Raw genomic sequence first — 22,953 nt, 5'->3', positions numbered from 1 at the left:
TGGAACGAAACCAGAGACGATATAAAGAGCACTTTATATCAAGGCGGAGAGACTTCATGACCCGGACCATCGTCGCCTCGGCGACACGCGAGATCATCATTGGCTTCGACCAGCCCTTCTGCGTCATTGGCGAGCGCATCAACCCGACCGGCCGCAAGAAGCTTGCCGCCGAGATGATCGCCGGCAATTTCGAAACCGTGATCAGGGACGCGCTGGAACAGGCCGCCTGCGGCGCCACCATGCTCGACGTCAACGCCGGCGTCACCTCGGTCAATCCGAATGAAACCGAACCTGGCCTGCTCGTTCAGACGCTGGAGATCGTGCAGGGCCTCGTCGATCTGCCGCTGTCGATCGACAGCTCGGTCACCGCCGCGATCGAGGCCGCTCTGAAGGTCGCCAAGGGCCGTCCGCTGGTCAACTCCGTCACCGGCGAGGAAGAAAAGCTCGAAGCCATCCTGCCGCTGGTCAAGAAGTACAACGTCCCGGTCGTCGCCATCTCCAATGACGAGACCGGCATTTCGATGGATCCGGACGTGCGCTTCGCCGTCGCCAAGAAGATCGTGCAGCGCTGCGCCGATTTCGGCATTCCCGCGCACGATGTCGTCGTCGACCCGCTCGTCATGCCGATCGGCGCACTGGGCGATGCCGGCCGTCAGGTCTTCGCGCTGCTGCGGCGCCTGCGCGAAGAGCTCAAGGTCAACACCACTTGCGGCCTCTCCAACATCTCGTTCGGCCTGCCCCATCGCCACGGCATCAATGCCGCCTTCATCCCGATGGTGATCGGCGCCGGCATGACCTCGGCGATCATGAACCCGGTGCGGCCGCAGGAAATGGAAGCGGTGCGCGGTGCCAATGTTCTCAACGGCACCGACGAGAACTGCACCAACTGGATCCGCACCTACAAGGACTATAAGCCGGCCGAAGGTGGCCAGGCAGTGGCAGCGCCAACGCAGGTCAATGCGCCGGGTGATGGCGCTGCCGGCGGTCGCCGTCGCGGTGGCCGTGAAGCCCGGATGGGTCGGGGATAAGCGCGCAATCGTGAGCCGAGCTGCAAACCACGCTGGACCGATCGCATCGCTGATGCGGCCGGACAGGTCTGCTTTGCGCTCAGGCCATGCCCAATATGGCATCGAACACTGCCATGCCCGCCCACGATCCGAATATGCCGGTCACGCCGCCTATGATGAAATCATCGTCATAGGCGGGCCAGACTCCTTGCAGCACCAGCACCGCGACGATCGCGCCGAGAATTCCGGTGGCCAGATATTGCGGATTGCGCAGCCATGGGCCCTTCAACAGGCGCACCATGGTAAAAGCAGTGAATATGCTGGACAGCAGGAGCTCGGACATGATTGGCCTCTGGACCATCAGACACTCCGCCCAATACTGAAACGATCCGTTAAACGGTATCGACAATCCCTACCGAGATACGTGTACGCATGAACTCGCCTGCCAACATAACCGATCCACTCGTGCTGTTCATGCCGTCAGGCAAGCGCGGGCGGTTTCCTGTCGGCACGCCGGTGCTCGATGCCGCGCGCCAGCTCGGCGTCTATGTCGAAAGCGTGTGCGGCGGCCGCGCCACCTGCGGACGCTGCCAGATCGAGGTGCAGGAAGGCAATTTCGCCAAGCACAAGATCGTGTCGTCCAACGACCACATCTCGCCCAAGGGCCCGAAGGAAGAGCGCTACGAGCGCGTGCGCGGCCTGCCCGAACGGCGGCGCCTGTCCTGCTCGGCGCAGATCCTCGGCGACCTCGTCATCGACGTGCCGCAGGACACGGTCATCAATGCGCAGACCATCCGCAAGGATGCAGACACCAGGGTGATTGCCCGCGATACCGCGATCCGCATGTGCTATGTCGAGATCGAAGAGCCCGACATGCACAAGCCGCTCGGCGACCTCGACCGGCTCAAGATCGCGCTGATGAAGGACTGGGGCTTTAAAAACCTCGAATTCGACTTCTACCTGCTGCCGCAGGTGCAAGGCATCCTGCGCAAGGGCAACTGGACCGCCACCGCCGCCATCCACAAGGATGCCGACAGCGACATAGCGCGCGTCATCGCTTTGTGGCCGGGCCTCAAGAACGAGGCCTATGGGCTGGCTTGCGATATCGGCTCGACGACCATTGCCATGCATCTGGTGTCGCTGCTGTCGGGCCGCGTCGCTGCGTCCTCCGGCACGTCGAACCCGCAGATCCGCTTCGGCGAGGATCTGATGAGCCGCGTCTCCTATGTGATGATGAACCCGGACGGCCGCGAAGGCATGACGGTGGCCGTGCGCGAGGCGATCTCCAGCCTTGTCGACAAGGTCTGCGCGGAAGGCAATGTCCAGCGCAACGACATCCTGGACTCGGTCTTCGTCGGCAATCCGATCATGCACCATCTCTTCCTCGGCATCGATCCGACAGAGCTTGGCGGCGCCCCCTTCGCGCTGGCGGTATCGGGTGCTGTGCGCATCAAGGCCTCCGACATCGGCCTCAAGCTCAACCAGGGCGCGCGGCTCTATATGCTGCCTTGCATCGCCGGCCATGTTGGCGCTGACGCGGCGGCGGTGACGCTTTCGGAAGGGCCGCATCGCCAGGACGAGATGATGCTGATCGTCGACGTCGGCACCAATGCCGAGATCGTGCTCGGCAACCGGACGCGGGTCGTGGCGGCCTCCTCGCCCACCGGCCCGGCCTTCGAGGGCGCCGAAATCTCCGGCGGCCAGCGAGCGGCGCCCGGCGCCATCGAGCGCGTGCGCATCGACCCTGAGACGCTGGAGCCAAAATACCGTGTCATCGGCTCGGAGCTGTGGTCCGACGAGCCGGGTTTCCTCGACAGCGTGCAGGCGACCGGCGTCACCGGCATTTGCGGCTCCGGCATCATCGAGATCGTCGCCGAGATGTATCTCGCCGGCATCATCTCGGAGGACGGCGTCGTCGACGGCTCGCTGGCCGCGCGTTCGCCGCGCGTCATCGCCAATGGCCGCACCTTCTCCTACGTGCTGAAGGAAGGCTCCGACGCATCGAAGGAAGATGGGCCGAAGATCACCATCACGCAGACCGATGTGCGCGCCATCCAGCTCGCCAAGGCAGCGCTTTATGCCGGCACCAAGCTGCTGATGGAAAAGCAGAACACCGAGCATGTCGACCGCATCCATTTCGCCGGCGCCTTCGGCTCCTTCATCGATCCGAAGTACGCCATGGTGCTGGGCCTGATCCCCGATTGCGACCTCGACAAGGTCTCGGCCGTCGGCAACGCCGCCGGTGCGGGCGCGCGGATGGCGCTCTTGAACCGCGGCTATCGCCGCGAGATCGAGGAGACGGTAAGCCAGATCGAAAAGATCGAGACCGCGCTGGAACCGAAATTCCAGGAGCATTTCGTCTACGCCATGGCGCTGCCCAACAAGGTCGATCCGTTCCCGAAACTGTCGGCGGCGGTGAAACTGCCGCCGCGCAAGACGGTCAGCGAGGACGGCGTCGCCGGCGATGCCGCCCCGCGCCGGCGCTCGCGCGAAGGCCACGCGGCAAGGCGCAGCCGCGAATAAAGGCGGTCTTCGCGGGCCGCTACGAACTCCAAATTCATTTGCATGCAAATGTTTCCGGATCGCCCGATCCGGAAACCAAAACTCTGTTTTCGCGAAATCCACCCGATACATCGCAGGCGCATTTACCCCGCATCGAACGGCGGCCGAAGATAATCCTCGGCCGTGGCCGTTCTTCAAGGGAGATGAAAATGTCGATGTTCGGAAATCTCGGCCGCTTCGGTGCGACCATAAGGCAGACCCATGCCCGGAACAAAGCGATCCGCGCGCTGAACAGCTTGCCGGCGCATGTCCAGAAGGACATCGGCTGGCCGGCATCGCCGCCCAGCGACCCACAGGCCGCGCTCACCTCGCTGCTTCTGGGTACGGCGCGCTGATGACCTTCGCCGAAAAATGCAAACTGCTCGGCATCCGCCGGGGATCTAGCACATCCCCAGCGGCAACCAGCAACCGGCTGCGCGCGGCACTTCTGCCGCGCCGCAGAGCACGACGAGGATCACAGCGCCGTGTGGACACTGCGTAAATCTTGACTTTCTCGGCCAAGGTACGATCTTCGGAATTAGTGGAGGTTTCTCTTAGTCGGCTGCAGCCGAAGTTCGTGTATCCGCATGCCAAGTTTGAAAAGCCATTTCGTGTCGTTCGTGCTCAGGCACAGCCGCAAGCAGGCATTTTCCAGCCCGGAAAACCTGCAGCGCTGGATCGCGGCCGCGCGCAAGACCGAGGACCATCGCCCGCCGGCCTCTTTGCACCAGCGTTTCGACATCGAGACACGCACCGTCGACGGCTTTCCAGTCTACGAGATCGCCCCCCGGGCCGGTGAGCGCAAGCGGATTCTCTACCTGCACGGCGGCGCCTATGTCTTTGAGATCACGCCCTATCACTGGCACCTGATCGCCGACATGGCCGACCGGCTGGGCTACGGCATAACCGTGCCGATCTATCCCATCGCCCCCGAACACGATTTCCACGCCATGTTCGGCATGGTCGGCGATGTCTATCGCGAGATGATCGAGGAGACAGAGGCGGAAGACATCATCTTCATGGGCGATTCCGCCGGCGGCAACATGGCCGTGGTGCTGACCATGATGGCCGCGGAAGAGGCCCTGCCGCTGCCGTCGCGCCATGTGCTGATTTCACCCGGCCTCGACATGTCGCTCTCCAACCCCAAGCTGTTCGAGGCGGAGCGCAATGATCCCTGGCTGGGCATCCCCGGCGGCCTGGAAGCGATCCGCATGTACAGCGCCGGCATCGACCGCAGCGATTGGCACATCAGCCCGCTCTATGGCGACCTCTCAGTGCTGCCGAAAACGCTGCTCCTGACCGGCTCGCACGACTTGCTCAGCCCCGACAATCTGATCTTCGCCGAAAAGGCGCGTGCCGCCGGCGTCGAAATCGATGTCATCTATGAGCAAGGCATGTTCCACGTCTGGCCGCTGATCGACATGCCGGAATCGCGCCGCGCCCGCCAGCACATCGTCGCGTTCCTCAGCGAGAGCCGCGAGCCGATCGGGCAAAACATAAGAACAAGGTACGAGGCGCCGTCCGCGGAGGCTGCGGAGTAGCGCTTCCCGATCAGAACTTGCCGGTTTCCCGGAACACTTCGAACGTGTCGCGGATGTGGTCGGCGACAGCCTTGACCGGCGCGCTGGCGTCGGGCGCCACCACCATGGCCAGATTGTAGGTGCCGATATCGGGCATGCCGTCCTTCGGGCACAGCTCGACCATGTCATTGCCGAGGAAAGATCGCGGCAGCGGCGCGACCGCCAGGTCGGCCATGATCGCGGCGCGCTGGCCGGCTGTATGCGCGCTCATGTAAGCAACGCGATAGTTGCGACCCTCACGACCCAGCGCGTCAAGCGCACCGGCTCGCCAAGCGCAACCCTCTTCCCACAATGACACCGGCAGCGGTTCGCGCAGATGCGCGCAGCCGCCCTTGGCGCCGGCCCACACGATCGGCTCGGTCAAAAGCACCTCGGCGCCAAGCGCGCTGGTCTTGTAGGAGTTGGTCAGAAGCGTGATGTCGAGCGCCCGGTCATCCATGCGGCGGCGCAGGTTGCTGCTCTGGTCGATGGTGACGTCGACGGCGATGGACGGATGCGACTGCGCGAAGCGCTTCAGCACGTGCGGCAGCACGCGCTCGCCATAATCATCCGGCGAGCCTAGTCGAACGACACCGACAATCTCGGGAATGATGAACTTCGACACCACCTCGCGGTTGATCGACAGCAGCCGGCGGGCATAGCCAAGCAGCACCTCCCCATCCGTGGTCAGCGACACCGAGCGCGCGTCACGCGCGAACACCGAGCGGCCGAGAATGTCCTCCAGCTTCTTGATCTGCATGGAGACAGCCGAGGGTGTGCGGAACACCGCATTGGCGGCGGTGGTGAAGCTGCCGGTCTCGGCAATCGCCACAAAAGTGCGCAAAACGTCGAGATCGAGCAGCGGCAGTGGATGATTGAGCGGGGCGTTCATGGGAGCCGACCTTCAATTTTTCTGATACAAAGCATCATTCCATTTCGTTTGATTGAACATCAGTTTGGGACGATAGTCAATCTTGTCGAGACAGGATGCTGCCAGATGCAGCCACGACACAGACCTGTAATCGACATGAAATGAAGCTGAAACAGACCTGACGTAACCAACCGCTGCCCGGCATCCCTGCCCGGCGCACTAGGAGAAATGAAATGTCTATCCTGTCGTCCCTCGGTCGCATCGCGACTGAATTCAGCGCGGCACGCGCCCGCTACCAGACCGAACGCGCCATCCGTTCCCTGCCGATCGAACTGCAGAAGGATATTGGCTGGCCTGAAGCTTCCGACACCAAGACCGGCATGCGCAATGGCATCGGATCGTGGGCTGGAGCGAAGTAAACCGTGTGTAGCAAATGCTGAAGGCCTGCCGCGCTGACCCAGCCCGGCAGGCCTTCTCGATTTTAGCCCGCAGGCCTTCACCATTTTATTTGTATTCAAATGAGTTTTCGAGCCATGTTGCCAGCGCATGGCGCATATGAGCAAGCCGCATAGCGGCGCGGACTTCGAATTAGTGCCTTGTAAATAATCACAAAATTTAAGCGCGATGCCCAAATCCGTCGCATTCGGTGTCGCATTTCATATCAAGCGCTTCGCTTTTGCGATTTAGTTTTCACTTACCCAAGCCTATATCAGCGCCAGCAAACGAGCTGCCCCACTCCATCAAGCGAAGGCGACCCGTCTGAGCAACCGATAGGAGATGATGATGAAGCTTTTTGCCCGCCTCTTTGCCCGCCGCGAAATGAACCTGACCACCGCTCTTGAGCGTCAGCGCCTTGCAAACACCATGCCCGGCCAGACCGGCGCCATGGCTGCGGCACGCCTCGGCTTCGTCGCCTGAGCATTTTTCCAGGCAGCGCCTCCCTGCCGCTGCTTTAAAACTGCAACGCCGCCTGGCTCCAGCCAAGCGGCGTTTTTGTTTGTTTTGCGCACTTTGCCCGCGCCTTGAACAGTTACTGCCGCTTTCCCAGCATCGCTGCACGCCTATTGCCCATTTGCGACCCATGTCGCAAATTTAATCTCGTCCAGACGGCGTAGCCGATTGACAACCAAGGTTTTTCCTGATGTCGCTATGCTATTCGCGACATCCTGTTCGCGTCATGGCCAGATGAGGTTCCCTTGAACGCCGTCAAGCATCCGATCAAGCGGTCGTTTGTGTTCTTCCTTGTTCCCGATTTCACCATGATCGCTTTTGCGACCGCGCTCGACCCGCTGCGCTCCGCCAACCGCATGCTGGGCTACGAGGCCTACCGGTGGCGGCTCGCCAGCATCGACGGCAAGCCGGTGCGTGCCTCCAATGGTGTCGAATGCGCGGTCAACACCTCGCTCGAAGAAGAACGCAAGAAGATGGCAGGCCCCGATCGGCCCAACATGGCCATCGTCTGCAGCGGCATCAATGTCGAACGCTATCAGAACAAGTCGGCCTTCGCCTGGCTGCGCGAGGAGTATAATCGCGGCGTTGCCGTCGGTGGCCTCTGCACCGGCGCCCATATCCTGGCCGCCGCCGGGCTCTTGTCCAACAAGCGCTGCGCCATCCATTGGGAAAACCTGCCCGGCTTTTCCGAGGCGTTCCCGAAGGCCAATGTCTTTGCCGACTTGTTCGAGATCGACCAGAACATCTACACCTGCGCCGGCGGCACCGCGGCGCTCGACATGATGCTGAAGCTGATCGGCGACGATTTCGACGACAACCTCGTCAACCGCGTCTGCGAGCAAGTACTGACCGACCGCGTGCGCAGCCCCACCGACCGCCAGCGCCTGCCGCTGCGCGCCCGGCTCGGCGTGCAGAACTCGAAAGTGCTGACCATCATCGAGCTGATGGAAGGCAATCTGTCCGAGCCGCTGTCGCTGATCGAGATCGCCGACCATGTCGACCTGTCGCGCCGCCAGATCGAGCGACTGTTCCGCACCGAGATGGGCCGCTCACCTGCCCGCTACTATCTGGAAATCCGGCTCGATCGCGCCAGGCACCTGCTGATCCAGTCATCGATGCCGGTGGTCGAGGTGGCGGTCGCCTGCGGCTTCGTCTCGGCCTCGCACTTCTCCAAATGCTACCGCGAGCTCTACGCCCGTTCGCCGCAGCAGGAGCGTGTCGACCGCAAGCAGCTTCTGGCGGCCTGATCCCAGGATCAAGCCTTGATCCGCGATCAAGCCTCGGCCGGCTGCGCCTGTGCCGTGCGCATCGCCTCGACGCGGATGTCCTCTGTCAGCCGCGCTTTAAGCGCGGAGAATTCCGGACTGGTCTTCAGCGTGTAGTGGCGCGGATGCGGCAGGTCGATGGCGACGTCCGACTTGATGCGGCCCGGACGCGCCGTCATCACGATGACGCGCGAGGCCATGAAGATCGCCTCCTCGATATCGTGGGTGACGAACAGCACCGTCTTCTTGCGCCGTTCCCATATGCCGAGCAGCAGCTCCTGCATCAGCCCGCGTGTCTGGTTGTCGAGCGCGCCGAATGGCTCGTCCAGCAACAGGATCTCGGGATCGTTGGCCAGCGCGCGGGCAATCGCCGTACGCTGCTGCATGCCGCCGGACAGCTGCTTTGGCCAATGGTTCTCGAACCCCTTCAGCCCGACGAGGTCGACATAGGAAGCGACGATCCCGTCCCGCTCCTTTTGCGCCATGCCGCGTTCACGCAGGCCGAAGGCGATGTTCTCGGCCACCGTCAGCCACGGGAACAATGTGTAGGACTGGAAGACCATGCCGCGATCCGGTCCCGGCCGCGTCACCGCCTTGCCGTCGAGCAGCACGCGGCCTTCACTCGGCGCCTCGAGGCCGGCGACGATCCTGAGCAGCGTCGACTTTCCGCAGCCTGACGGCCCAAGAATGGTGATGAAATCGTTGGCGGCGACCGCCAGATCGACCGGCATCAGCGCCTTGACCGGCTGTCCGCCGCGCACGCCGGCAAAAGTGCGCGACACGCCTTCTATGAGAAGCTTGCTCATGCCAGGCTCCATGGAAAGAGCCAGCGGTTGAACGCCTTGAAGGCGAAATCGGACAACAGCCCGATCAGCCCGATGACGATGATGCCGAAGATGATCTGTCCGGTCGCCAGCCGTGACTGGCTGTTGATGATCATGTAGCCGATGCCGGAGGACGAGCCGATCAGCTCGGCGACGATGACATAGGTCCAGGCCCAGCCGAGCACGAGGCGCAGCGTCTCGGCGATCTCCGGCGCATTGGCCGGCATGATCACACGGCGAACGATGCCGTTGTTGGTGGAGCCCAGCGTGTAGGCCGCCTCGACCAGATCGCGTCGCGTGGAGCCAACCGTGACGGCGACGATCAGGATGATCTGGAACACCGAGCCGACGAAGATGACCAGCAGCTTTTCCAGCTCGCCGATGCCGGCCCACAGGATGAGCAGCGGAATGAATGCCGAGGCCGGCAGATAGCGGGCGAAGGAGACAAAGGGCTCCAGGAACGCCTCCACCGGCTTCCAGGCGCCCATCGCAATGCCGATCGGCACGGCGACGACCGAGGCAAGCACAAAGCCGCCGAAGACGCGCCAGATGGTGATCAATATGTCGAGCCAGAAACGGTCCTCGACCAGCAGCCGCCAGCCGTCCTTGAGCATCGACAGCGGATCGGCGAGGAAGATGCGGTTGACGTGGCCGCCAAGCGTGATCCAGGCCCAGAAGGCAATGAACAACACGAAGAAGGAAATGCCGAGCACGGTTCGCAGACCCGGCGAGACTGGATGCAAGGGGCGCATCTTTATCCTTTGTCAGCGGGAAGCGGCGGCGCCAGGCGGCGCCGCTTGATGGGCAAAGGTGAGGCTATCAGTTCGCCACCGCGCTGGTGTCGGCCAGCGTGGTGACATCTGGTGCTTCCTTGATCAGCCCCATCTGCAGCAGCAGATCGCCGGCGGTCTTGGAGAAATCCTGGAATTCCTTGGTGAAGAACTGCTTGTTGTCGGCCTTATCAGCCCATTTCAGGTACTTGGCAGAATCCTCGAATTCCTTGGCCGACTGTTTCACGTCGGCGCCCATGATCTCGTAGGATTTCTGCGGATCCTTCTTGATCAGGTCGAGCGCTTCGAAATAGCTGTCGGCCAGCGCCTTGGCGGCGTCGGGATTGGCCTTGAGGAATTCGGGCGTGCAGCCGACCGTGTCGAGCACCATCGGGTAGTCGAGCGTGGTGGCCAGGATGTGCCCCTGATCGGACTTGTCGCGCACCGCCGAAATGAATGGCTCATAGGTGACCGCTGCATCGTTCTGCCCGGCAAGGAAGGCCTGCGCCGCCGCGTCCGGCTCAAGGTTGACGACGGTCACATCCTTCGTCGACATGCCGGCCTTGTTCAGCACCCAGGCCAGCATGAAATAGGGCGATGTGCCCGGTGCCGAGGAGGCGACATTCTTGCCCTTGAGATCGGCGACGGTCTTGATGTCGTTGCGGGCGACAATACCGTCGGCGCCATAGGATTTGTCGAGCTGGAAGATCTGCTTGGTGGTCACCCCGCTGGCGTTCCACACCAGCCAGGTTTCGACCGTGGTAGCGGCGCATTGCAGGTCGCCGCTGGCAATGGCAAGCGGACGGCTCGCCTGCGGCACCTTCTTCAAGGTCACGTCGAGCCCGTGCTTCTCGAAGAGGCCTGCCTGCTTGGCAAGTGTCAGTGGCGCGAAGCCGGTCCAGCCGCTGATGCCGATGGTGACCGATGTGGCGGCCATCACCGGCACGGACAGACCGGCGGCAAGCGCTAAAGTTGTGGCGAAGACGGTGATCCTGTTCATGTGAGTTCCCCTTTTGTTTTCTCTGGGGAAATTGTTCACAGACGCCAATGGGCTTGTCAATCAACAGGAACGTGTTTGGCGGCGGGAAGCACGCTCACCTCGTCGCCGGCACTCGGCAGGGCCAGCGCCCCGCCTCGTCAATACCCGTCGCAGACGCACTCGGCCGATGAGATGCGGTCGTTCCAGTAGTCTCCGAGCTCACGGGCCCTGCGCCGGATTTCGATCGAACGGCCGCCCATTCGCGTATCCTCATAGGCAACGAGGCTGCAGCCGCGGCGAACGAAGACCGACGACACGCGGTCATTCCAGAACTGGCCGCCGCGAAAACTGACCGAATCGTCGGCCTGCATCTCGATCGAGCGCCCGCGAAAATTCACGTGCTCGAACATGACGCAGGCGGGCTGATCATTGTATTGGGCGCTGGCGCCGTCGGCAAAAAGCACGGACGCGACAGCCGTCAGGATGGCAAGGCGTTTCATCTGATGTTTCCTCGGTTGGACCGCGGCCCCCAGCGGCTGGATAGCGCGATCCAGCCAATTTGCCAATGCTGCGATCGCAAGAAGAGCCTAGCGGCTGTCGCGCATCCAGCTGCGGTTGCGCCACATCTTCTCGCCGATCTGGCAGTCGCTGGCGGGCTTGTCCTGCGCCAGCACCACTGGCGGATGATCAGCCTCTTCCGCCTCCGCCGCCCATTGCGGCGACGCCGAGCCGGCGAGTTCAAGCACCAGCTTGCGGCGTATGGCTTCGGGAAATTGCGTCCAGTCGTTGACCGGGATCATGAAGGCTCCGGGGCCGCCAATGACGCAGTCGCTGTAGTAGCGGTCGAGATTGTTGACGTCGTAGGCGCCGGAAAATCCGCCTCGCGTCATCAGCGGCAGGCCGTTGATGATGATGCCTTGCCTGACCACGCCGTCGCGGACGAGATTGACCGGCGAGCCCTGGTTGTTGGGTCCGTCGCCGGAAATATCGATGACCCGCTTGGTCCCCTGGTAGCCGCTTTCGGCGAACAGATCGGCGCCGAACTCCATCGCTCCGGAGATCGAGGTGCGCCGCGCGCTGTCGGGAGGATGGGCATCGAGCTGCGCCACCACTTTTTCCGCATCGGCCCGGCTGGCAATCACCGTCCAAGGCACGATGACCTTCTGCCAGCCGGTGCCGGCCCATTCGACATAGGTGACGGCGATCTTGCCATAGGCGCCATCGGCGATCGCCTGCAGCACATTGTCATGCGTCAGTGCCGCCGCGTAGCCATGCCGCTGGATCTCGAGCTCATCCGCCGACATCGACAGCGAAACATCGACCGCCAGCACCAGCTCGACATCAACCGGCTCGTCGGCGCGTGATCCCGACGCCAGCCAGAGCATCAGCGCCAGCGCGGCACAGCCGAAAAGGAGATGTCTTGCGCGGGCGAAAGCAGACATGCCGCGAGGGTAAGCGAAAACAGCCCGGTTAAAAAGACAAAAGCCCGGCTCGAAGCCAGGCTTTTGCGATCAGTCCGTTACTCCGCTCGTTGCTCAACTGCGCGGCTTGAGGTTCTCCGGGTCGTAGAGCGGCTTGTAGCCGACGCCGGCGACTTCGACCGGATAGGTCTCGCCGAAATACTCGACATTGAGCTTGCGGCCTTCCTGCGCATAGGCGTGCGGCAGATAGGCAAGCGCGATGTTCTTGCCGATGGTCGGGCCATAGGCGACCGATGTGGTGAAGGAGCGCCGGCCGAGCTCGTCGACCAGCGTCTCGCCGGTGGCGGGATCCAGCACCGGCATGATGCCGACCGGATAACGCGCCACGCCCTTTGAATCGGTGTTTTCGGTCATCACCAGCGTGCACAGGGTCGCCGGCTGGTGCTCGCGGGCACGGTATTCCGTGTGCTTGGCCTTGCCGCAGAAATCGTTCTCCTTGACCTTCGGACGCGCGAGATCGGCTTCCAGCAGATTGTACTCAGTCAGAAGGTCGGCGTTCTGCAACCGCAGGCTCTTTTCCATACGACGCGTATTGGCATAGGTCTCGACGCCGAACGGCATCACGCCAGTCGAGCGCAGCGCATCCCAGACGGCAAGCCCGTCCTCGTAACGCATATGCAGTTCCCAGCCCTGCTCGCCGACATAGGAAATGCGGAAAGCGGTGACGTCCTTGCCGCCGATCCTGACCGGTTTGATTGCCGCGAACGGGAAGTTCTCCAGCGACAGGCCATCCGGATTCTCGACCACCTTCTGCAGCGTCGTGCGAGCGTTCGGCCCCCAGATGCCGATGGTGACGTATTTCTCCGTCACATCGGTGATGGTGACGTTAAAACCTTTGTCCTGCGCGGTGCGTTGCATGTAGCGGAAGTCGCGCGGACCGGCATCGGCGCCGTCGATCAGGCGACAGCGGTCAGCCATGCGGATGACGGTGAAGTCGGCGCGCACCATGCCCTCCTCGTCGAGGAAGTGGGTGTAGATGCCCTTGCCGATGTTGTTGTCGCCGCCGACCTTGGCCGCGCACAGCCATTCCAGCAGCGCGACATGGTCAGGCCCCTCGATGTCATACATCGAGAAGTGCGAGAGATTGACGATGCCGCAATCCTCGCTCATCGCCAGATGCTCGGCATTGGAGACGCGCCAGAAATGGCGGTTGTCCCATTCGTTCTCGCGTACGGGAACCCGGTTGCCATACTTCTCCAGCAGGTGCTCGTTGGCGGCATAGCCATGCGCGCGCTCCCAGCCGCCCAGCTCCATGAAATAGCCGCCAAGTTCCTTCTCGCGCTCCCAGAACGGCGAGCGCCTGATGTTACGGCCCTTGGAGAACGGCTCGCGCGGATGCACAGCCGGATTGTAGACCTTCATCGCCGTCTCGGTGCAGCGATCCCAGATGAACCGCTCCTTGGTCTGGTGCGGATAGAAACGCGCATAGTCGATGGCGTGGTGGTCGATCGCTGTGCGGCCGTCCGTCATCCAGTCGGCGATCAGCTTGCCCATGCCGGGGCCGTCCTTGACCCAGATGGCCACGGCGTACCAGAGGCCCCTCACCTTCTGGCTTTCGCCCATCGACGGGCCGCCATCGGCGGTCACCTGCAGCAAGCCGTTGAAGGAATGGCTCTCATTATAGCCGAGTTCGCCCAGGATCGGCGTCAGTTCCATGGCGCGTTCGAGCGGCGCCAGGATCTGTTCCATGTCGAGGTCGCGTTGCGAGGGCGACAGCCGCGCCTCATGCTTTTCCAAGAGGTCGCGCGGATGGCAAAGCCGCGGGTTGTTTTCTTCGTAATAGCCCCATTCGATCTGGCCACCCTCGGCGGTCTTGGGATCGCCAGTGTCGCGCATATAGGCCGAATTGCCCTGGTCGCGCAGCAGCGGCCAGCCGATCTCCTTGCCGGTGCCGGCAAACTCGTTGTAGGGGCCGAAGAAGGTCAGCGGATGGTCGATCGGCATCACCGGCAGGTCCTCACCCACCATTTCGGCGATCAGCCGGCCCCAGATACCGGCGCAGACGATGACGTAGTCGGCCTCGATCGTGCCGCGATCGGTCACGACACCCGTGATACGGCCGTCCTTGACGACCAACGACCTGGCCGACGTGTTGGCGAAGGGCTTCAGCTTGCCCGACGCTTCCGCCTGGTCGACCAGCTTGCCGGCAACGGTCTGCGAGCGCGGGATGACCAGGCCTGCATCCGGATCCCACAGGCCGCCCTGCACCATCCCCTCTTCGATGAGCGGGAATTTCTCCTTGATCTCGGCCGGCTCGATCAGACGCGCGCGTGTGCCAAAAGCCTTCGCCGACGCGATCTTGCGCTTGATCTCGTCCATGCGGCCGTCGTCGCCGACACGGGCGACTTCGAGGCCGCCGATGCGGGCATAATGGCCCATCTTCTCGTAGAAATCGATGGAATAGAGCGTCGTCCAGCAGGACAGAAAATCATGGCTGGTCGTGTAGCAGAAGTCGGAAGCGTGCGCGGTCGAGCCGATGTCGGTCGGGATGCCCGACTTGTCGATGCCGACGATGTCATCCCATCCGCGTTCGATCAGATGATGGGCGATCGATGCGCCGACGATACCGCCGAGGCCAATGATGACGACCTTCGCCTTTTTCGGAAACTCTGCCATTGCCCGCGACTCCAAAGCGTTTTGCGGGCGGACTATAGGGCGGAGCGACAGGCCTGATGAAGCCTGTTTGCGACATTGGTAAAAAGCCGAGCGACCAGACGGCGGAATGCTTCATGTCCCTGGCCTTGGCTGATGCGGATCTAGCTGGAACACGAGCAGTCTCAGGCGAAGGCCCAGATATCCTCGGCCTGGAAGCCGACCTGGTAGCCCGCCGTCTTCAACTTGACCACGACCTGGCCGATCTCGGCTGCCGGCAGCGCGCCAACCTCGACCTTGATCATGCCCGGACGGTAGCGTTTCAGATCGAGCTGTTCGAAGACGATCCAGTCGGCCCCCTCGCAATCGACGAGGAAGGCATCGATATGGGTGATGCCGTTGCGGTCGAGCAATGATTGCAGCGTCTCCGACGGCACCTCGATGTCTTTCAGGTGCGGCGCGAATTTGTTGAAGTTGGCGTCGGCCTCGCCCCAGGCATTCTTGCCCGACATCAGATTGGTGTCGGTGACCGAGGAGCAGCCGATGAACTCGATCGGCAGCGTGCCGGCCTCAAGTGCTGCGGCGTCGAACGTGTGGACGGTGATCGTGCCCTTGGCCCTGGTCACTGCCACCGGCTCGATGACGAAGCGGTCCGTGTCGGGATAGTTGGCGCGCAGCCGCTTCTGATTGTACGGGATCGGCTCGACCAGCATGGCGCGGGCACCGGGGATTTTATGCAGCCATGGCGTAACGTCGTCGAACAGCGCGCCATCGCAGGCGCCGACATTGACCATCTGGAACCGCTGCCCTGATCCACCGAAGCGCGCTTTCAGCGCCGCCTTGGCCAGGAATTTCGTGCCGCGCAGCGACGGCCCGCGATCGAGCAAGCCTGAGGGAAGACCGAGCGACAAGGCGATGCGCGCCAAGTTGGATAGCGAACTCATGGCTTGTCTCCGGGAATGATATGAAAGGCGGCGCGATGCTGACCGCGCGCCACGGCTGTCCACAGCGCCATGAAGGGCGTCGCCAACAGCAGGAAGAGCGGGATCAGGTGTGGGAAATAAATGCGCGTGTCGTGGATAGGGAAGACCGTGAACTTCGCCAGGGCGCCGAGCACCAGTGCGGCGAACAATATGCCGGCACGGCGGTCGAGGCGGAAGCCGGCCCGGCCAGCCGCAAACCAGCCGGCCAGCGCCAGCACCGAAACGCCGATCCAGCTGTTCAGATTGACGGCGCGCAGCAGCGAGACGGCAAACGCCCTGAGATAGGCGGCGGCCGAAAACGCCGGTTCGAACCCGTCCATATTGTAGTGCTGCTCGATGCTGGAGAACCAAAGATGCGGCCACCAGCCGGGATGATGGGCCCAGTGCGAAATGGCGAAATAGGCGACGAAGGACGCGGCAAAGCCGGCCAGCGCACCCCAGGCCTTCTGCCGGAAAGTGACCAGCAGCACGGCGAAAGCCGCAAGGAAAACAATATTGTCCGGCCGCACCATGAAGGCAAGGAAGAGCAGGATCGCCGTCGCCACCTCGCGGCCTCTGATATAGGCGTAGAGCCCGCCGAGCAGCAGTGCCGACGTCAGCAGATCCGGCGTCGACGCACGCGCCGCATCGCCGAAATCAGCCATGATCAGCAACGCGCCGACCACTGGCGCCAGCGCCAACGCCTTTTCCCTGCGCAGCCAGAGCAAAGTGATCGCGCCAAACAGCAGCACCGAGAACACCTGCACCAGCCGCATCGCCTCCACCGGCGACATCACCGCGCTCAGCGTCGACAGGATCTCGGCATAAAGGAACTTGATTCGGTACATGCCGAGCAGCGAATGGAAATCAGCGGCATTCTCCGTCATGTGGCTGCGGAAGCCGCCGCTATCGTCGGTCAGCGTCTTGTAGTCACGGGCCGAAACGCCCGATTTGACGGTGCTGTAGGCATAGTCATGCAACGCCTGCGCATCGGGATAGGTGCCTTCCTCCGCTATTGCGAGATAGGGCAGCATGTCCCAGTTGGCATCAGGCATCACCCAGGCCGTAAACGCCGTCAGCAGAATGTAGAGCGCGAAGGCCGCGGCACCGATCGGTGCCGCCAGCCGCGCATAGGTCCCCTCGCCCCACGCGAGGCCGGCCTCGGTGAGCCGGTCGAGCGGGTTTTTCGCAGCGGGAGACTTGGTCAGCATCGTGGTGCTCAACGAACTTTCGTTTTAACTTTGCGTTTTAACGAACCTGGCTTTTGACGAAATCCTTGACGATCGACACGATGCCCCGCGACAGCAGGCTGTCGAAGGCATCGACGAAGCGGTCGACATGCTCGCGCTGGCAGATCAGCGGCGGCTCGAGCCGGATGACGTTGCGATTGTATTCGGTGAAGGCGACGAGCACATCATAGTCGCGCAGCAACAACGCGCCGACGAAGCCGGACAGCGAGCCCTTCAGCTTGTCGTCGAGAACGCTGACGATCGGGCGTAGCACCATCGGCAAGGTCTGCGAGAAGTCGTGAAACTCCAGCCCGACCATGAAGCCCTTGCCGCGCACATCCTTGATGATCTTGGGGTACTTGTCCTTGAGCGCCTGCAGACGCGCGAGCAAATAGTCGCCCGTGACGGCGGCGTTGTCGATCAGCCCCTCGTCATAGAGCACGTTGATACCCTCGATCGCGGTGACGCAGGCCTCGCCCATTCCGCCGAAGGTTGCCATGGCATGGATCATCGCCGTTTTCGGCGTGCCATAGGCCTTCATGTAAACCTCGCGGCGCGCAATCATCGCGCCGACCGCCGCCTTGCCGGCGCCAAGCGACTTGGCCAGCGCGGTCACATCAGGCACGACGCCGTAATGCTCGAAGGCATAGAAACGGCCCGAGCGGCCATAACCGCACTGCACTTCGTCGGCCACCCACAGCACCCCAAACTGGTCGCACAGTGCGCGCAGCTTCTGCCAGTATTGCGCTGGAGCCTGGATGATGCCGCCGCCGCCCTGAATGGTTTCGAGCACGATGACGCCGACCTCCGGGTCGGAACGGAACAGGCGCTCGACCGCCTCGATGTCGCCAAAGGGGATGCGCACCGTATTGTCCGCCATCTTGAAGTCGGCGCGGTAGAGCTGGCCGTCGGTGATGCCGAGCACGCCCTTGGTCTTGCCGTGGAAGGAATTCTCGGCATAGACGATTTTCGGCCGCTTCGGGCCGGCGGCGCGCTCCGCAAGCTTCACCGCCGCTTCCATCGCTTCCGAACCGGATGAGCCCAGGAATACCATGTCGAGATCGCCGGGCGAACACTTGGCGATGTTGTGCGCAAGCGCTGCCGCATATTGCGACATGAAGGCGATGGCGATTTCCTGGCGCTTCTCCTCCTGGAACTTTTTGCGCGCTTCGAGGATGCGCGGATGGTTGTGGCCGAAGGCCAGCGAACCGAAACCGCCGAAGAAGTCGAGGATCTTGCGGCCGTTCTGGTCGATATAGAACATGCCTTCGGCGCGCTCGATCTTGATCTTGTGGAAGCCAAGCAGCTTCATGAAATGCAGCTGGCCGGGGTTGAGATGCGCCTTGAACAAATCGGTCATCACAGCGACATCCATCGACTTGGCCTGCTCGACGCTGATCAGATCGGGTTTGGCGATGGTGGCGGGCGACAGCGCCGGCGCGCTGACCATGGTGCGCGCATTCGTCTGTTCGGGCTTGGCCATGACGGTCATTTCAAATCTCCTGTCCGCGCTTACGACCAACGTCGTGCGCCATAAAACTGTTTGGCAGGCCCGCTATTCGGCAGGCACATGTTTGGTGGCCACAGCGGGACCGGCCTTCTTGGCGCAGTACTCGCTGTAGGCGGCGATCAGCATGTCCTCGTCGCGATATTGCGGCACCCAGCCGAGCTGACGCTCGGCCTTGGAGACGTCGAGCACACACTCCTCGTCGGCGATCAGATATTGTTCCGGATCCATAATCGGCATGTTCAAGAGGTCGAGCAGGTCGAGCGTGCGCTTGACAGCCCATCCGGGTGTCGGGATCAGCAGCGATTTCGAACCGGCATGCCGGATCAAGTCGCCGAGCAATTTCTTCACCGGCGGCGGATTGAGCGAGCCGAGATTATAGGCTTCGTTGGGCACGCCGGCTTTCCAGGCGGCGCGGGCAGCTTCTGCACAATCAAAAACAGAGATGAACTGATAGGGGTTGCGGCCCGAACCGATCATCGGCACCGGAAGATTCCAGTCGATCAGCTTGAACAGCTTTTCGAGAATGCCGAGCCGGCCCGGTCCGATGATCAGGCGCGGGCGAAACAGCGAGATCGACATGCCGCGCTTGCGCCATTGCGCGGCCAATTCCTCGGTCTTCTGCTTCGACCAGCCATACTCGCCAAGCGGTGCGACCGGGTGCTCTTCGGTCATCGGCTGGGTGACCGTGTGGCCGTAGATCATGTCGGTCGTGTAATGGACGAGTTTTGGCGCGCCAGCCTTGTCCATGGCCTGCATGATGTGCTCGGTACCGTGGAAATTGACCGGAAAGAAGAAGTCGTGCCGCTTGGCCCGGACCTGGATCGGCGACAGCATCTTGGCCGACAGATTGTAGACCATGTCGTCGGCCTTGAGCCCGACCGCAGCGACCGACGCCGGATCGGTGACGTCGCACTTGATAAAGCGGACGTTGCGATAGTGCGCAAGGTCGCTCTTGACGACGTCGGCAACGACAATGTCTTCGCCATCGGCCACAAGCTTCGGGGCAAGATGACGGCCGACGAAGCCGTCACCGCCGAAAATCACATGTCTCATCGAACGGTCTCGTTTGCAGGGATCTTGTCGGGCGTGATGGAAGCGGTCTGGTCTTCATGCACCCGCCCACTTTGCGCGATCAGCACGGTGCCGACGCAGATGAAGGCGATACCGGCGATGCGCCAGCCATTGAGGTCCTCGCGGAAGACGAAATAGGCGAAGATGGCGACGGCGACATAGGCGAGGCTGAGGAACGGATAGGCAAAGGAAAGCTCGACCTTGGACAGCACATAGAGGTGCGAGGCCATGGAAATCACGAAGGTGCAGAGCCCAAGGAACACCCAGGGGCTGAAGATGATCTGCAGCAGCTTGAGGAGCGGATTGACGCCCTCGAACGAGATCGGTCCAAGCGACATCATGCCTTGCTTCAGCATCAGCTGCGCTGCGGCATTGGTCATGACCGTAAAGAGAATGAAGACGATATATTTCATGCCTGCTCACCCACCCCGTGTCATCAAGTAATACAAACCTGAAAAGATTTCGTGAACTCACAAGAATGTTTTGAGTAAAACTTACGATTAGTCATTTACTAACCACGATTAATTCCAATTTCATCTATTCGCCCTATTTCATCTATTCGGCAGCCTCGGCGCCGCGCCGCCTCAGGTCGATGCTGCTAGCCGTGCGGGCCCAGAAATCGGACATGAATGAGGGGTCGCGCAGCGCCTCCAGCCGCGGCCAGTCGCCAAAGGAGGCGGCGAAGGTCGCAGCACTCATGCGCGCATCCTTGTAAGGGTTGACCGCCCCGCCGGCCGCGACGGTGATGCGGTCGAGCTCACCAAGCAGGGCAAGCGTCGCCGCTCCCCTGTTGGGAAAATCCAGCGTCAGCGTATAGCCCGGGCGCGGGAACGACAGCAGCGCCGGCGAGCGGATTGAACCGAAGCGTTTCAGCACGGTGAGGAAGGACCCCTGCCCGGCCCGCCGGGCCGCCGCGAGCAACTCGGGCACAGCGATGCGCGCAGCCTCTTCCGGCACCACGCTCTGGTGTTGGAAGAGCCCATTGGGGCCATAAAGCCGGTTCCAGTCACGCACGCCGTCGAGCGGGAAGAAAAAACCGAGGTAGCCGGTGTGACGCGGCACGGTCGCACGGCCTTTCTTCCACCGGTAGGCTGCATTGAAAGCGGTCAGGAACGGCCGGTTGAGCACATTGAACGGCGGTTGGAACGGCACCGCGAAATTGCCGCCGGTACGCGAAGCCGCATGCGAGCCATGTTCGGCATGGTTGCCGGTGAACAGCAGCCCTCGCCCGCTGTTGCGGCCGCCGGCGAGTTGGTCGATCCAGGCGACGGCATATTCATTGGCCTCGTCGGCCGTTTCGGCGAGGTCAAAGAATTCGCCGAGGTCGCGAAACGGCGTCGTCTTCTCGACGATGTCAAGCGAATGCACGCGCATCAGCCGGATCGAGGCCGACAGGATCAGGCCGGTCAGCCCCATGCCGCCGATGGTCGCCGCAAACAGGCGTGGATTGTCTGATGCCGAGCAGCGATAGGTCTTTCCATCGGAACGCAGCAGCGTGAAGCTTTCGACATGGCAGCCAAACGTGCCGCGCCGGTGATGGTTCTTGCCGTGCACATCGTTGGCGATGGCGCCGCCAAGCGTGACGAATTGCGTGCCCGGAACCACCGCCGGGAAGAAGCCGTAGGGTGCCGCATGGGCGATGATATCGGACAGCAGCACGCCGGCATCCGCTTCGCACACACCGGTCTCGGCGTTGAAGGCGCGGATATGGTTCAGGGTTCGCATATTCACGACCGCGCCGGCCTGGTTCTGGCAGGAATCGCCATAGGAACGCCCGTTGCCATAGGCCAGCAGCGACGCTTCCTTTGCCCGACCGCCTTTCAGCAGCGCAATGGCATCGTCGGCGTGGATCACCCGTGGCGCAGGCGGCGTGGCAAGGCCAAAGCTCTGGAATCGTCCAGCCATGCCTACCAGCCTCCGATGACCAGCAGCACAGCGCCGATCAGCACCACGATCTGGCTGCGCCAGTCGCGGATGATGAAGACAACCGGGTCGTCATGCATCTCGTCGCGGCGCGCCAGGATCCAGACGCGCATGGTGAGGTAGAGCACGATCGGCGGCAGTGGCCAGATCAGCCATGGATGCGGATAGAGTTCGCGCACCGCGACACTGTCCATGTAGAGCGCCAGCACCAGCGCCGAGGAGAAGGCAGACGCCATGCCGGCCTGGGCGACGATCTCCTGGTCCTCGGTGCGATAGCCGCGGCCGGCAATGCGTTCACCGGGCGGAATGGCAGTAGTGCGCAGTTCGACAAAGCGCTTCACCAGCGCCAGCGACAGGAAGAAGAAGATCGAAAAGGCGAGCAGCCAGAACGACACGGCGACGCCGGTCGCAGCAGCACCGGCGATCACGCGGATCGTGTAAAGGCCGGCAAGCGTCAGCACGTCGACCAGCAGCATGCGTTTGAACGACAGCGAATAGGCCGTCGTGACAACCATGTAGCCGCCGAGGACGGCCAGGAATTCGGGCGAGAGAAAGAGCGCTGTGCAGACACCGATCGCCAGCAGCATCACAATCGCGCCAAGCCCGAACGGGATCGACAGCGCACCGCTGGCGAACGCCCTGTTGCGCTTGGTGGCGTGTTTGCGGTCGAGCGCGAGGTCGAAGAAGTCGTTGAGGATGTAGATCGCCGACGCAACCGCGCTGAACGAGATGAACGCCAGCAGGCATTCCCAGATCATGTCCGAATTGAAATATTCGTGCGACAGCACCATCGGCACGGCGATCAGCGAGTTCTTCAGCCACTGGTGCACGCGCAGCATCTTGACGATGGTCCGCAAGGTCGGCTTCGGCGCCGGCATGGTTTCGGCGCCATGCGCCGCTTGCCAGCGCGCGGCATGACGGTCGGGCGCAACGACAATTGCATTGCGCGCGGCGTCGAAGACCTGGAGGTCATGGCGGCTGTTGCCAGCATAGTCGAAGCCGCCATCGCCATAGGCCGCGACCAGCGAGGCACGCTTCTTGCCGGAGGTGAGATTGTCGAGGCCGTCGGTTGCCAGCACCCGATCGAAAATGCCGAGATGGGCTGATATGGCTTCGGCAAACTTCCGCGGCGTACCCGTCGCCAGCACGATCTTGCGGCCTTCGGCGTGTTCAGCACGGAGCCGGTCGAGCAACGGCGCTCGATAGGGCAGCGTCGCAGGGTCGATGTCGATGCGCTGCGCGATCGCTTGCTTCAGCCGCGCCGGCCCGCCGGCCGCCCAGAAAGGCACCAGGAAAATGTAGAGCGGGTTCTTCTTGAGGAGGAGGAACAAGCCTTCCCACAAAAGGTCGGTCGCGATGAGCGTACCGTCGAGATCGACCGCAAGCGGTATTGCGTTCCTGTCCGACCGCGCATCCAT

At 62.4% G+C, this 22,953-nt stretch carries 22 protein-coding genes; 7 read left to right on the top strand and 15 right to left on the bottom strand.

Translation table 11 applies throughout. The features are described 5' to 3' along the window. The first annotated feature begins 56 nt into the window (after positions 1-56). Positions 57-1,028, top strand: coding sequence for a methyltetrahydrofolate cobalamin methyltransferase (locus ACZYHG_RS20210; protein ID WP_027029477.1), 972 nt, complete (start codon positions 57-59; stop codon positions 1,026-1,028). Positions 1,029-1,107: 79 nt separating this feature from the next. Here ACZYHG_RS20210 and ACZYHG_RS20205 read toward each other — a convergent pair whose 3' ends face one another. Beyond that, on the bottom strand, positions 1,108-1,350 hold the full coding sequence (locus ACZYHG_RS20205; RefSeq protein WP_464610072.1) for a hypothetical protein: 243 nt from the start codon (positions 1,348-1,350) through the stop codon (positions 1,108-1,110). Between the two features lie 89 nt (positions 1,351-1,439). Here ACZYHG_RS20205 and ACZYHG_RS20200 point away from each other — a divergent pair, with 89 nt between their 5' ends. From ACZYHG_RS20200 to ACZYHG_RS20190, 3 genes are all read left to right on the top strand, one after another. Beyond that, positions 1,440-3,530 (top strand): ASKHA domain-containing protein, encoded by a 2,091-nt coding sequence (locus ACZYHG_RS20200; RefSeq protein WP_464610071.1) that lies wholly within the window; start codon positions 1,440-1,442, stop codon positions 3,528-3,530. A gap of 188 nt (positions 3,531-3,718) precedes the next feature. After that, complete coding sequence (locus ACZYHG_RS20195; RefSeq protein ID WP_464610070.1) at positions 3,719-3,904, top strand: hypothetical protein; 186 nt, start codon at positions 3,719-3,721, stop codon at positions 3,902-3,904. A 231-nt stretch (positions 3,905-4,135) separates the two neighbouring features. Continuing rightward, positions 4,136-5,089 carry an alpha/beta hydrolase gene (locus tag ACZYHG_RS20190; protein ID WP_464610069.1) on the top strand — a complete coding sequence of 318 codons (954 nt, stop codon included), beginning with the start codon at positions 4,136-4,138 and terminating at the stop codon, positions 5,087-5,089. A gap of 10 nt (positions 5,090-5,099) precedes the next feature. On the opposite strand, the gene ACZYHG_RS20185 is transcribed toward ACZYHG_RS20190, so the two are convergent. Further along, the gene (locus ACZYHG_RS20185) at positions 5,100-5,999 is read right to left on the bottom strand and encodes a LysR substrate-binding domain-containing protein (protein ID WP_464610068.1); all 900 of its coding nucleotides are present in this window, start codon (positions 5,997-5,999) and stop codon (positions 5,100-5,102) included. 212 nt (positions 6,000-6,211) lie between these two features. Here ACZYHG_RS20185 and ACZYHG_RS20180 point away from each other — a divergent pair, with 212 nt between their 5' ends. From ACZYHG_RS20180 to ACZYHG_RS20170, 3 genes are all read left to right on the top strand, one after another. Continuing rightward, positions 6,212-6,397, top strand: a complete 186-nt coding sequence (locus tag ACZYHG_RS20180) for a hypothetical protein (protein ID WP_027029483.1) — start codon at positions 6,212-6,214, stop codon at positions 6,395-6,397. Positions 6,398-6,761: 364 nt separating this feature from the next. Further along, positions 6,762-6,896 carry a hypothetical protein gene (locus ACZYHG_RS20175; protein WP_013894968.1) on the top strand — a complete coding sequence of 45 codons (135 nt, stop codon included), beginning with the start codon at positions 6,762-6,764 and terminating at the stop codon, positions 6,894-6,896. A 341-nt stretch (positions 6,897-7,237) separates the two neighbouring features. Beyond that, positions 7,238-8,176, top strand: coding sequence for a GlxA family transcriptional regulator (locus ACZYHG_RS20170; RefSeq protein ID WP_348626915.1), 939 nt, complete (start codon positions 7,238-7,240; stop codon positions 8,174-8,176). Between the two features lie 26 nt (positions 8,177-8,202). On the opposite strand, the gene ACZYHG_RS20165 is transcribed toward ACZYHG_RS20170, so the two are convergent. The 13 genes from ACZYHG_RS20165 to ACZYHG_RS20105 all read right to left on the bottom strand — a co-directional run bounded on the left by ACZYHG_RS20165 (position 8,203) and on the right by ACZYHG_RS20105 (position 22,953). After that, positions 8,203-9,000 carry an ABC transporter ATP-binding protein gene (locus tag ACZYHG_RS20165; protein ID WP_464610067.1) on the bottom strand — a complete coding sequence of 266 codons (798 nt, stop codon included), beginning with the start codon at positions 8,998-9,000 and terminating at the stop codon, positions 8,203-8,205. Further along, positions 8,997-9,770 carry an ABC transporter permease gene (locus tag ACZYHG_RS20160; RefSeq protein ID WP_464610066.1) on the bottom strand — a complete coding sequence of 258 codons (774 nt, stop codon included), beginning with the start codon at positions 9,768-9,770 and terminating at the stop codon, positions 8,997-8,999. The genes ACZYHG_RS20165 and ACZYHG_RS20160 overlap by 4 nt, the downstream gene beginning before the upstream one ends. Before the next feature lie 67 nt (positions 9,771-9,837). Beyond that, positions 9,838-10,788: an ABC transporter substrate-binding protein gene (locus ACZYHG_RS20155; protein WP_464610065.1), complete on the bottom strand. Its 951-nt coding sequence runs from the start codon at positions 10,786-10,788 to the stop codon at positions 9,838-9,840. A gap of 137 nt (positions 10,789-10,925) precedes the next feature. Further along, complete coding sequence (locus ACZYHG_RS20150) at positions 10,926-11,267, bottom strand: peptidase inhibitor family I36 protein (RefSeq protein ID WP_464610064.1); 342 nt, start codon at positions 11,265-11,267, stop codon at positions 10,926-10,928. 87 nt (positions 11,268-11,354) lie between these two features. Continuing rightward, positions 11,355-12,209: a DUF1194 domain-containing protein gene (locus ACZYHG_RS20145; RefSeq protein ID WP_464610063.1), complete on the bottom strand. Its 855-nt coding sequence runs from the start codon at positions 12,207-12,209 to the stop codon at positions 11,355-11,357. 93 nt (positions 12,210-12,302) lie between these two features. After that, the gene (locus ACZYHG_RS20140) at positions 12,303-14,864 is read right to left on the bottom strand and encodes a GcvT family protein (RefSeq protein ID WP_464610062.1); all 2,562 of its coding nucleotides are present in this window, start codon (positions 14,862-14,864) and stop codon (positions 12,303-12,305) included. A gap of 161 nt (positions 14,865-15,025) precedes the next feature. Next, on the bottom strand, positions 15,026-15,784 hold the full coding sequence (locus ACZYHG_RS20135) for an FkbM family methyltransferase (RefSeq protein WP_464610061.1): 759 nt from the start codon (positions 15,782-15,784) through the stop codon (positions 15,026-15,028). Then, entirely contained in the window at positions 15,781-17,013 is a 1,233-nt protein-coding gene (locus tag ACZYHG_RS20130) for a hypothetical protein (RefSeq protein WP_464614746.1), read from the bottom strand. The genes ACZYHG_RS20135 and ACZYHG_RS20130 overlap by 4 nt, the downstream gene beginning before the upstream one ends. Positions 17,014-17,050: 37 nt before the next feature. Next, positions 17,051-18,481, bottom strand: a complete 1,431-nt coding sequence (locus tag ACZYHG_RS20125; protein WP_464614745.1) for an aspartate aminotransferase family protein — start codon at positions 18,479-18,481, stop codon at positions 17,051-17,053. Between the two features lie 105 nt (positions 18,482-18,586). Further along, the gene (locus tag ACZYHG_RS20120) at positions 18,587-19,594 is read right to left on the bottom strand and encodes an NAD-dependent epimerase/dehydratase family protein (protein WP_464610060.1); all 1,008 of its coding nucleotides are present in this window, start codon (positions 19,592-19,594) and stop codon (positions 18,587-18,589) included. Continuing rightward, on the bottom strand, positions 19,591-20,025 hold the full coding sequence (locus ACZYHG_RS20115; protein ID WP_464610059.1) for an EamA family transporter: 435 nt from the start codon (positions 20,023-20,025) through the stop codon (positions 19,591-19,593). Before ACZYHG_RS20115 ends, ACZYHG_RS20120 begins: the two co-directional genes overlap by 4 nt. Before the next feature lie 142 nt (positions 20,026-20,167). Continuing rightward, positions 20,168-21,517 (bottom strand): FAD-binding oxidoreductase, encoded by a 1,350-nt coding sequence (locus ACZYHG_RS20110; protein WP_464610058.1) that lies wholly within the window; start codon positions 21,515-21,517, stop codon positions 20,168-20,170. 2 nt (positions 21,518-21,519) lie between these two features. After that, entirely contained in the window at positions 21,520-22,953 is a 1,434-nt protein-coding gene (locus ACZYHG_RS20105) for a UbiA family prenyltransferase (RefSeq protein ID WP_464610057.1), read from the bottom strand.

This window comes from Mesorhizobium subarcticum (genome assembly GCF_055456085.1).
Note: the sequence above shows the minus strand (reverse complement) of the source record. Positions and strands in the feature narration are given on the sequence as shown.

Excerpts from the sequence above, each read along its gene's own strand:
- ACZYHG_RS20210 (WP_027029477.1), top strand. The coding sequence starts at position 57 with ATGACCCGGACCATCGTCGCCTCGGCGACACGCGAGATCATCATTGGC.
- ACZYHG_RS20205 (WP_464610072.1), bottom strand. The coding sequence starts at position 1,350 with ATGTCCGAGCTCCTGCTGTCCAGCATATTCACTGCTTTTACCATGGTG.
- ACZYHG_RS20200 (WP_464610071.1), top strand. The coding sequence starts at position 1,440 with ATGAACTCGCCTGCCAACATAACCGATCCACTCGTGCTGTTCATGCCG.
- ACZYHG_RS20195 (WP_464610070.1), top strand. The coding sequence starts at position 3,719 with ATGTCGATGTTCGGAAATCTCGGCCGCTTCGGTGCGACCATAAGGCAG.
- ACZYHG_RS20190 (WP_464610069.1), top strand. The coding sequence starts at position 4,136 with ATGCCAAGTTTGAAAAGCCATTTCGTGTCGTTCGTGCTCAGGCACAGC.
- ACZYHG_RS20185 (WP_464610068.1), bottom strand. The coding sequence starts at position 5,999 with ATGAACGCCCCGCTCAATCATCCACTGCCGCTGCTCGATCTCGACGTT.
- ACZYHG_RS20180 (WP_027029483.1), top strand. The coding sequence starts at position 6,212 with ATGTCTATCCTGTCGTCCCTCGGTCGCATCGCGACTGAATTCAGCGCG.
- ACZYHG_RS20175 (WP_013894968.1), top strand. The coding sequence starts at position 6,762 with ATGAAGCTTTTTGCCCGCCTCTTTGCCCGCCGCGAAATGAACCTGACC.
- ACZYHG_RS20170 (WP_348626915.1), top strand. The coding sequence starts at position 7,238 with ATGATCGCTTTTGCGACCGCGCTCGACCCGCTGCGCTCCGCCAACCGC.
- ACZYHG_RS20165 (WP_464610067.1), bottom strand. The coding sequence starts at position 9,000 with ATGAGCAAGCTTCTCATAGAAGGCGTGTCGCGCACTTTTGCCGGCGTG.
- ACZYHG_RS20160 (WP_464610066.1), bottom strand. The coding sequence starts at position 9,770 with ATGCGCCCCTTGCATCCAGTCTCGCCGGGTCTGCGAACCGTGCTCGGC.
- ACZYHG_RS20155 (WP_464610065.1), bottom strand. The coding sequence starts at position 10,788 with ATGAACAGGATCACCGTCTTCGCCACAACTTTAGCGCTTGCCGCCGGT.
- ACZYHG_RS20150 (WP_464610064.1), bottom strand. The coding sequence starts at position 11,267 with ATGAAACGCCTTGCCATCCTGACGGCTGTCGCGTCCGTGCTTTTTGCC.
- ACZYHG_RS20145 (WP_464610063.1), bottom strand. The coding sequence starts at position 12,209 with ATGTCTGCTTTCGCCCGCGCAAGACATCTCCTTTTCGGCTGTGCCGCG.
- ACZYHG_RS20140 (WP_464610062.1), bottom strand. The coding sequence starts at position 14,864 with ATGGCAGAGTTTCCGAAAAAGGCGAAGGTCGTCATCATTGGCCTCGGC.
- ACZYHG_RS20135 (WP_464610061.1), bottom strand. The coding sequence starts at position 15,784 with ATGAGTTCGCTATCCAACTTGGCGCGCATCGCCTTGTCGCTCGGTCTT.
- ACZYHG_RS20130 (WP_464614746.1), bottom strand. The coding sequence starts at position 17,013 with ATGCTGACCAAGTCTCCCGCTGCGAAAAACCCGCTCGACCGGCTCACC.
- ACZYHG_RS20125 (WP_464614745.1), bottom strand. The coding sequence starts at position 18,481 with ATGGTCAGCGCGCCGGCGCTGTCGCCCGCCACCATCGCCAAACCCGAT.
- ACZYHG_RS20120 (WP_464610060.1), bottom strand. The coding sequence starts at position 19,594 with ATGAGACATGTGATTTTCGGCGGTGACGGCTTCGTCGGCCGTCATCTT.
- ACZYHG_RS20115 (WP_464610059.1), bottom strand. The coding sequence starts at position 20,025 with ATGAAATATATCGTCTTCATTCTCTTTACGGTCATGACCAATGCCGCA.
- ACZYHG_RS20110 (WP_464610058.1), bottom strand. The coding sequence starts at position 21,517 with ATGGCTGGACGATTCCAGAGCTTTGGCCTTGCCACGCCGCCTGCGCCA.
- ACZYHG_RS20105 (WP_464610057.1), bottom strand. The coding sequence starts at position 22,953 with ATGGATGCGCGGTCGGACAGGAACGCAATACCGCTTGCGGTCGATCTC.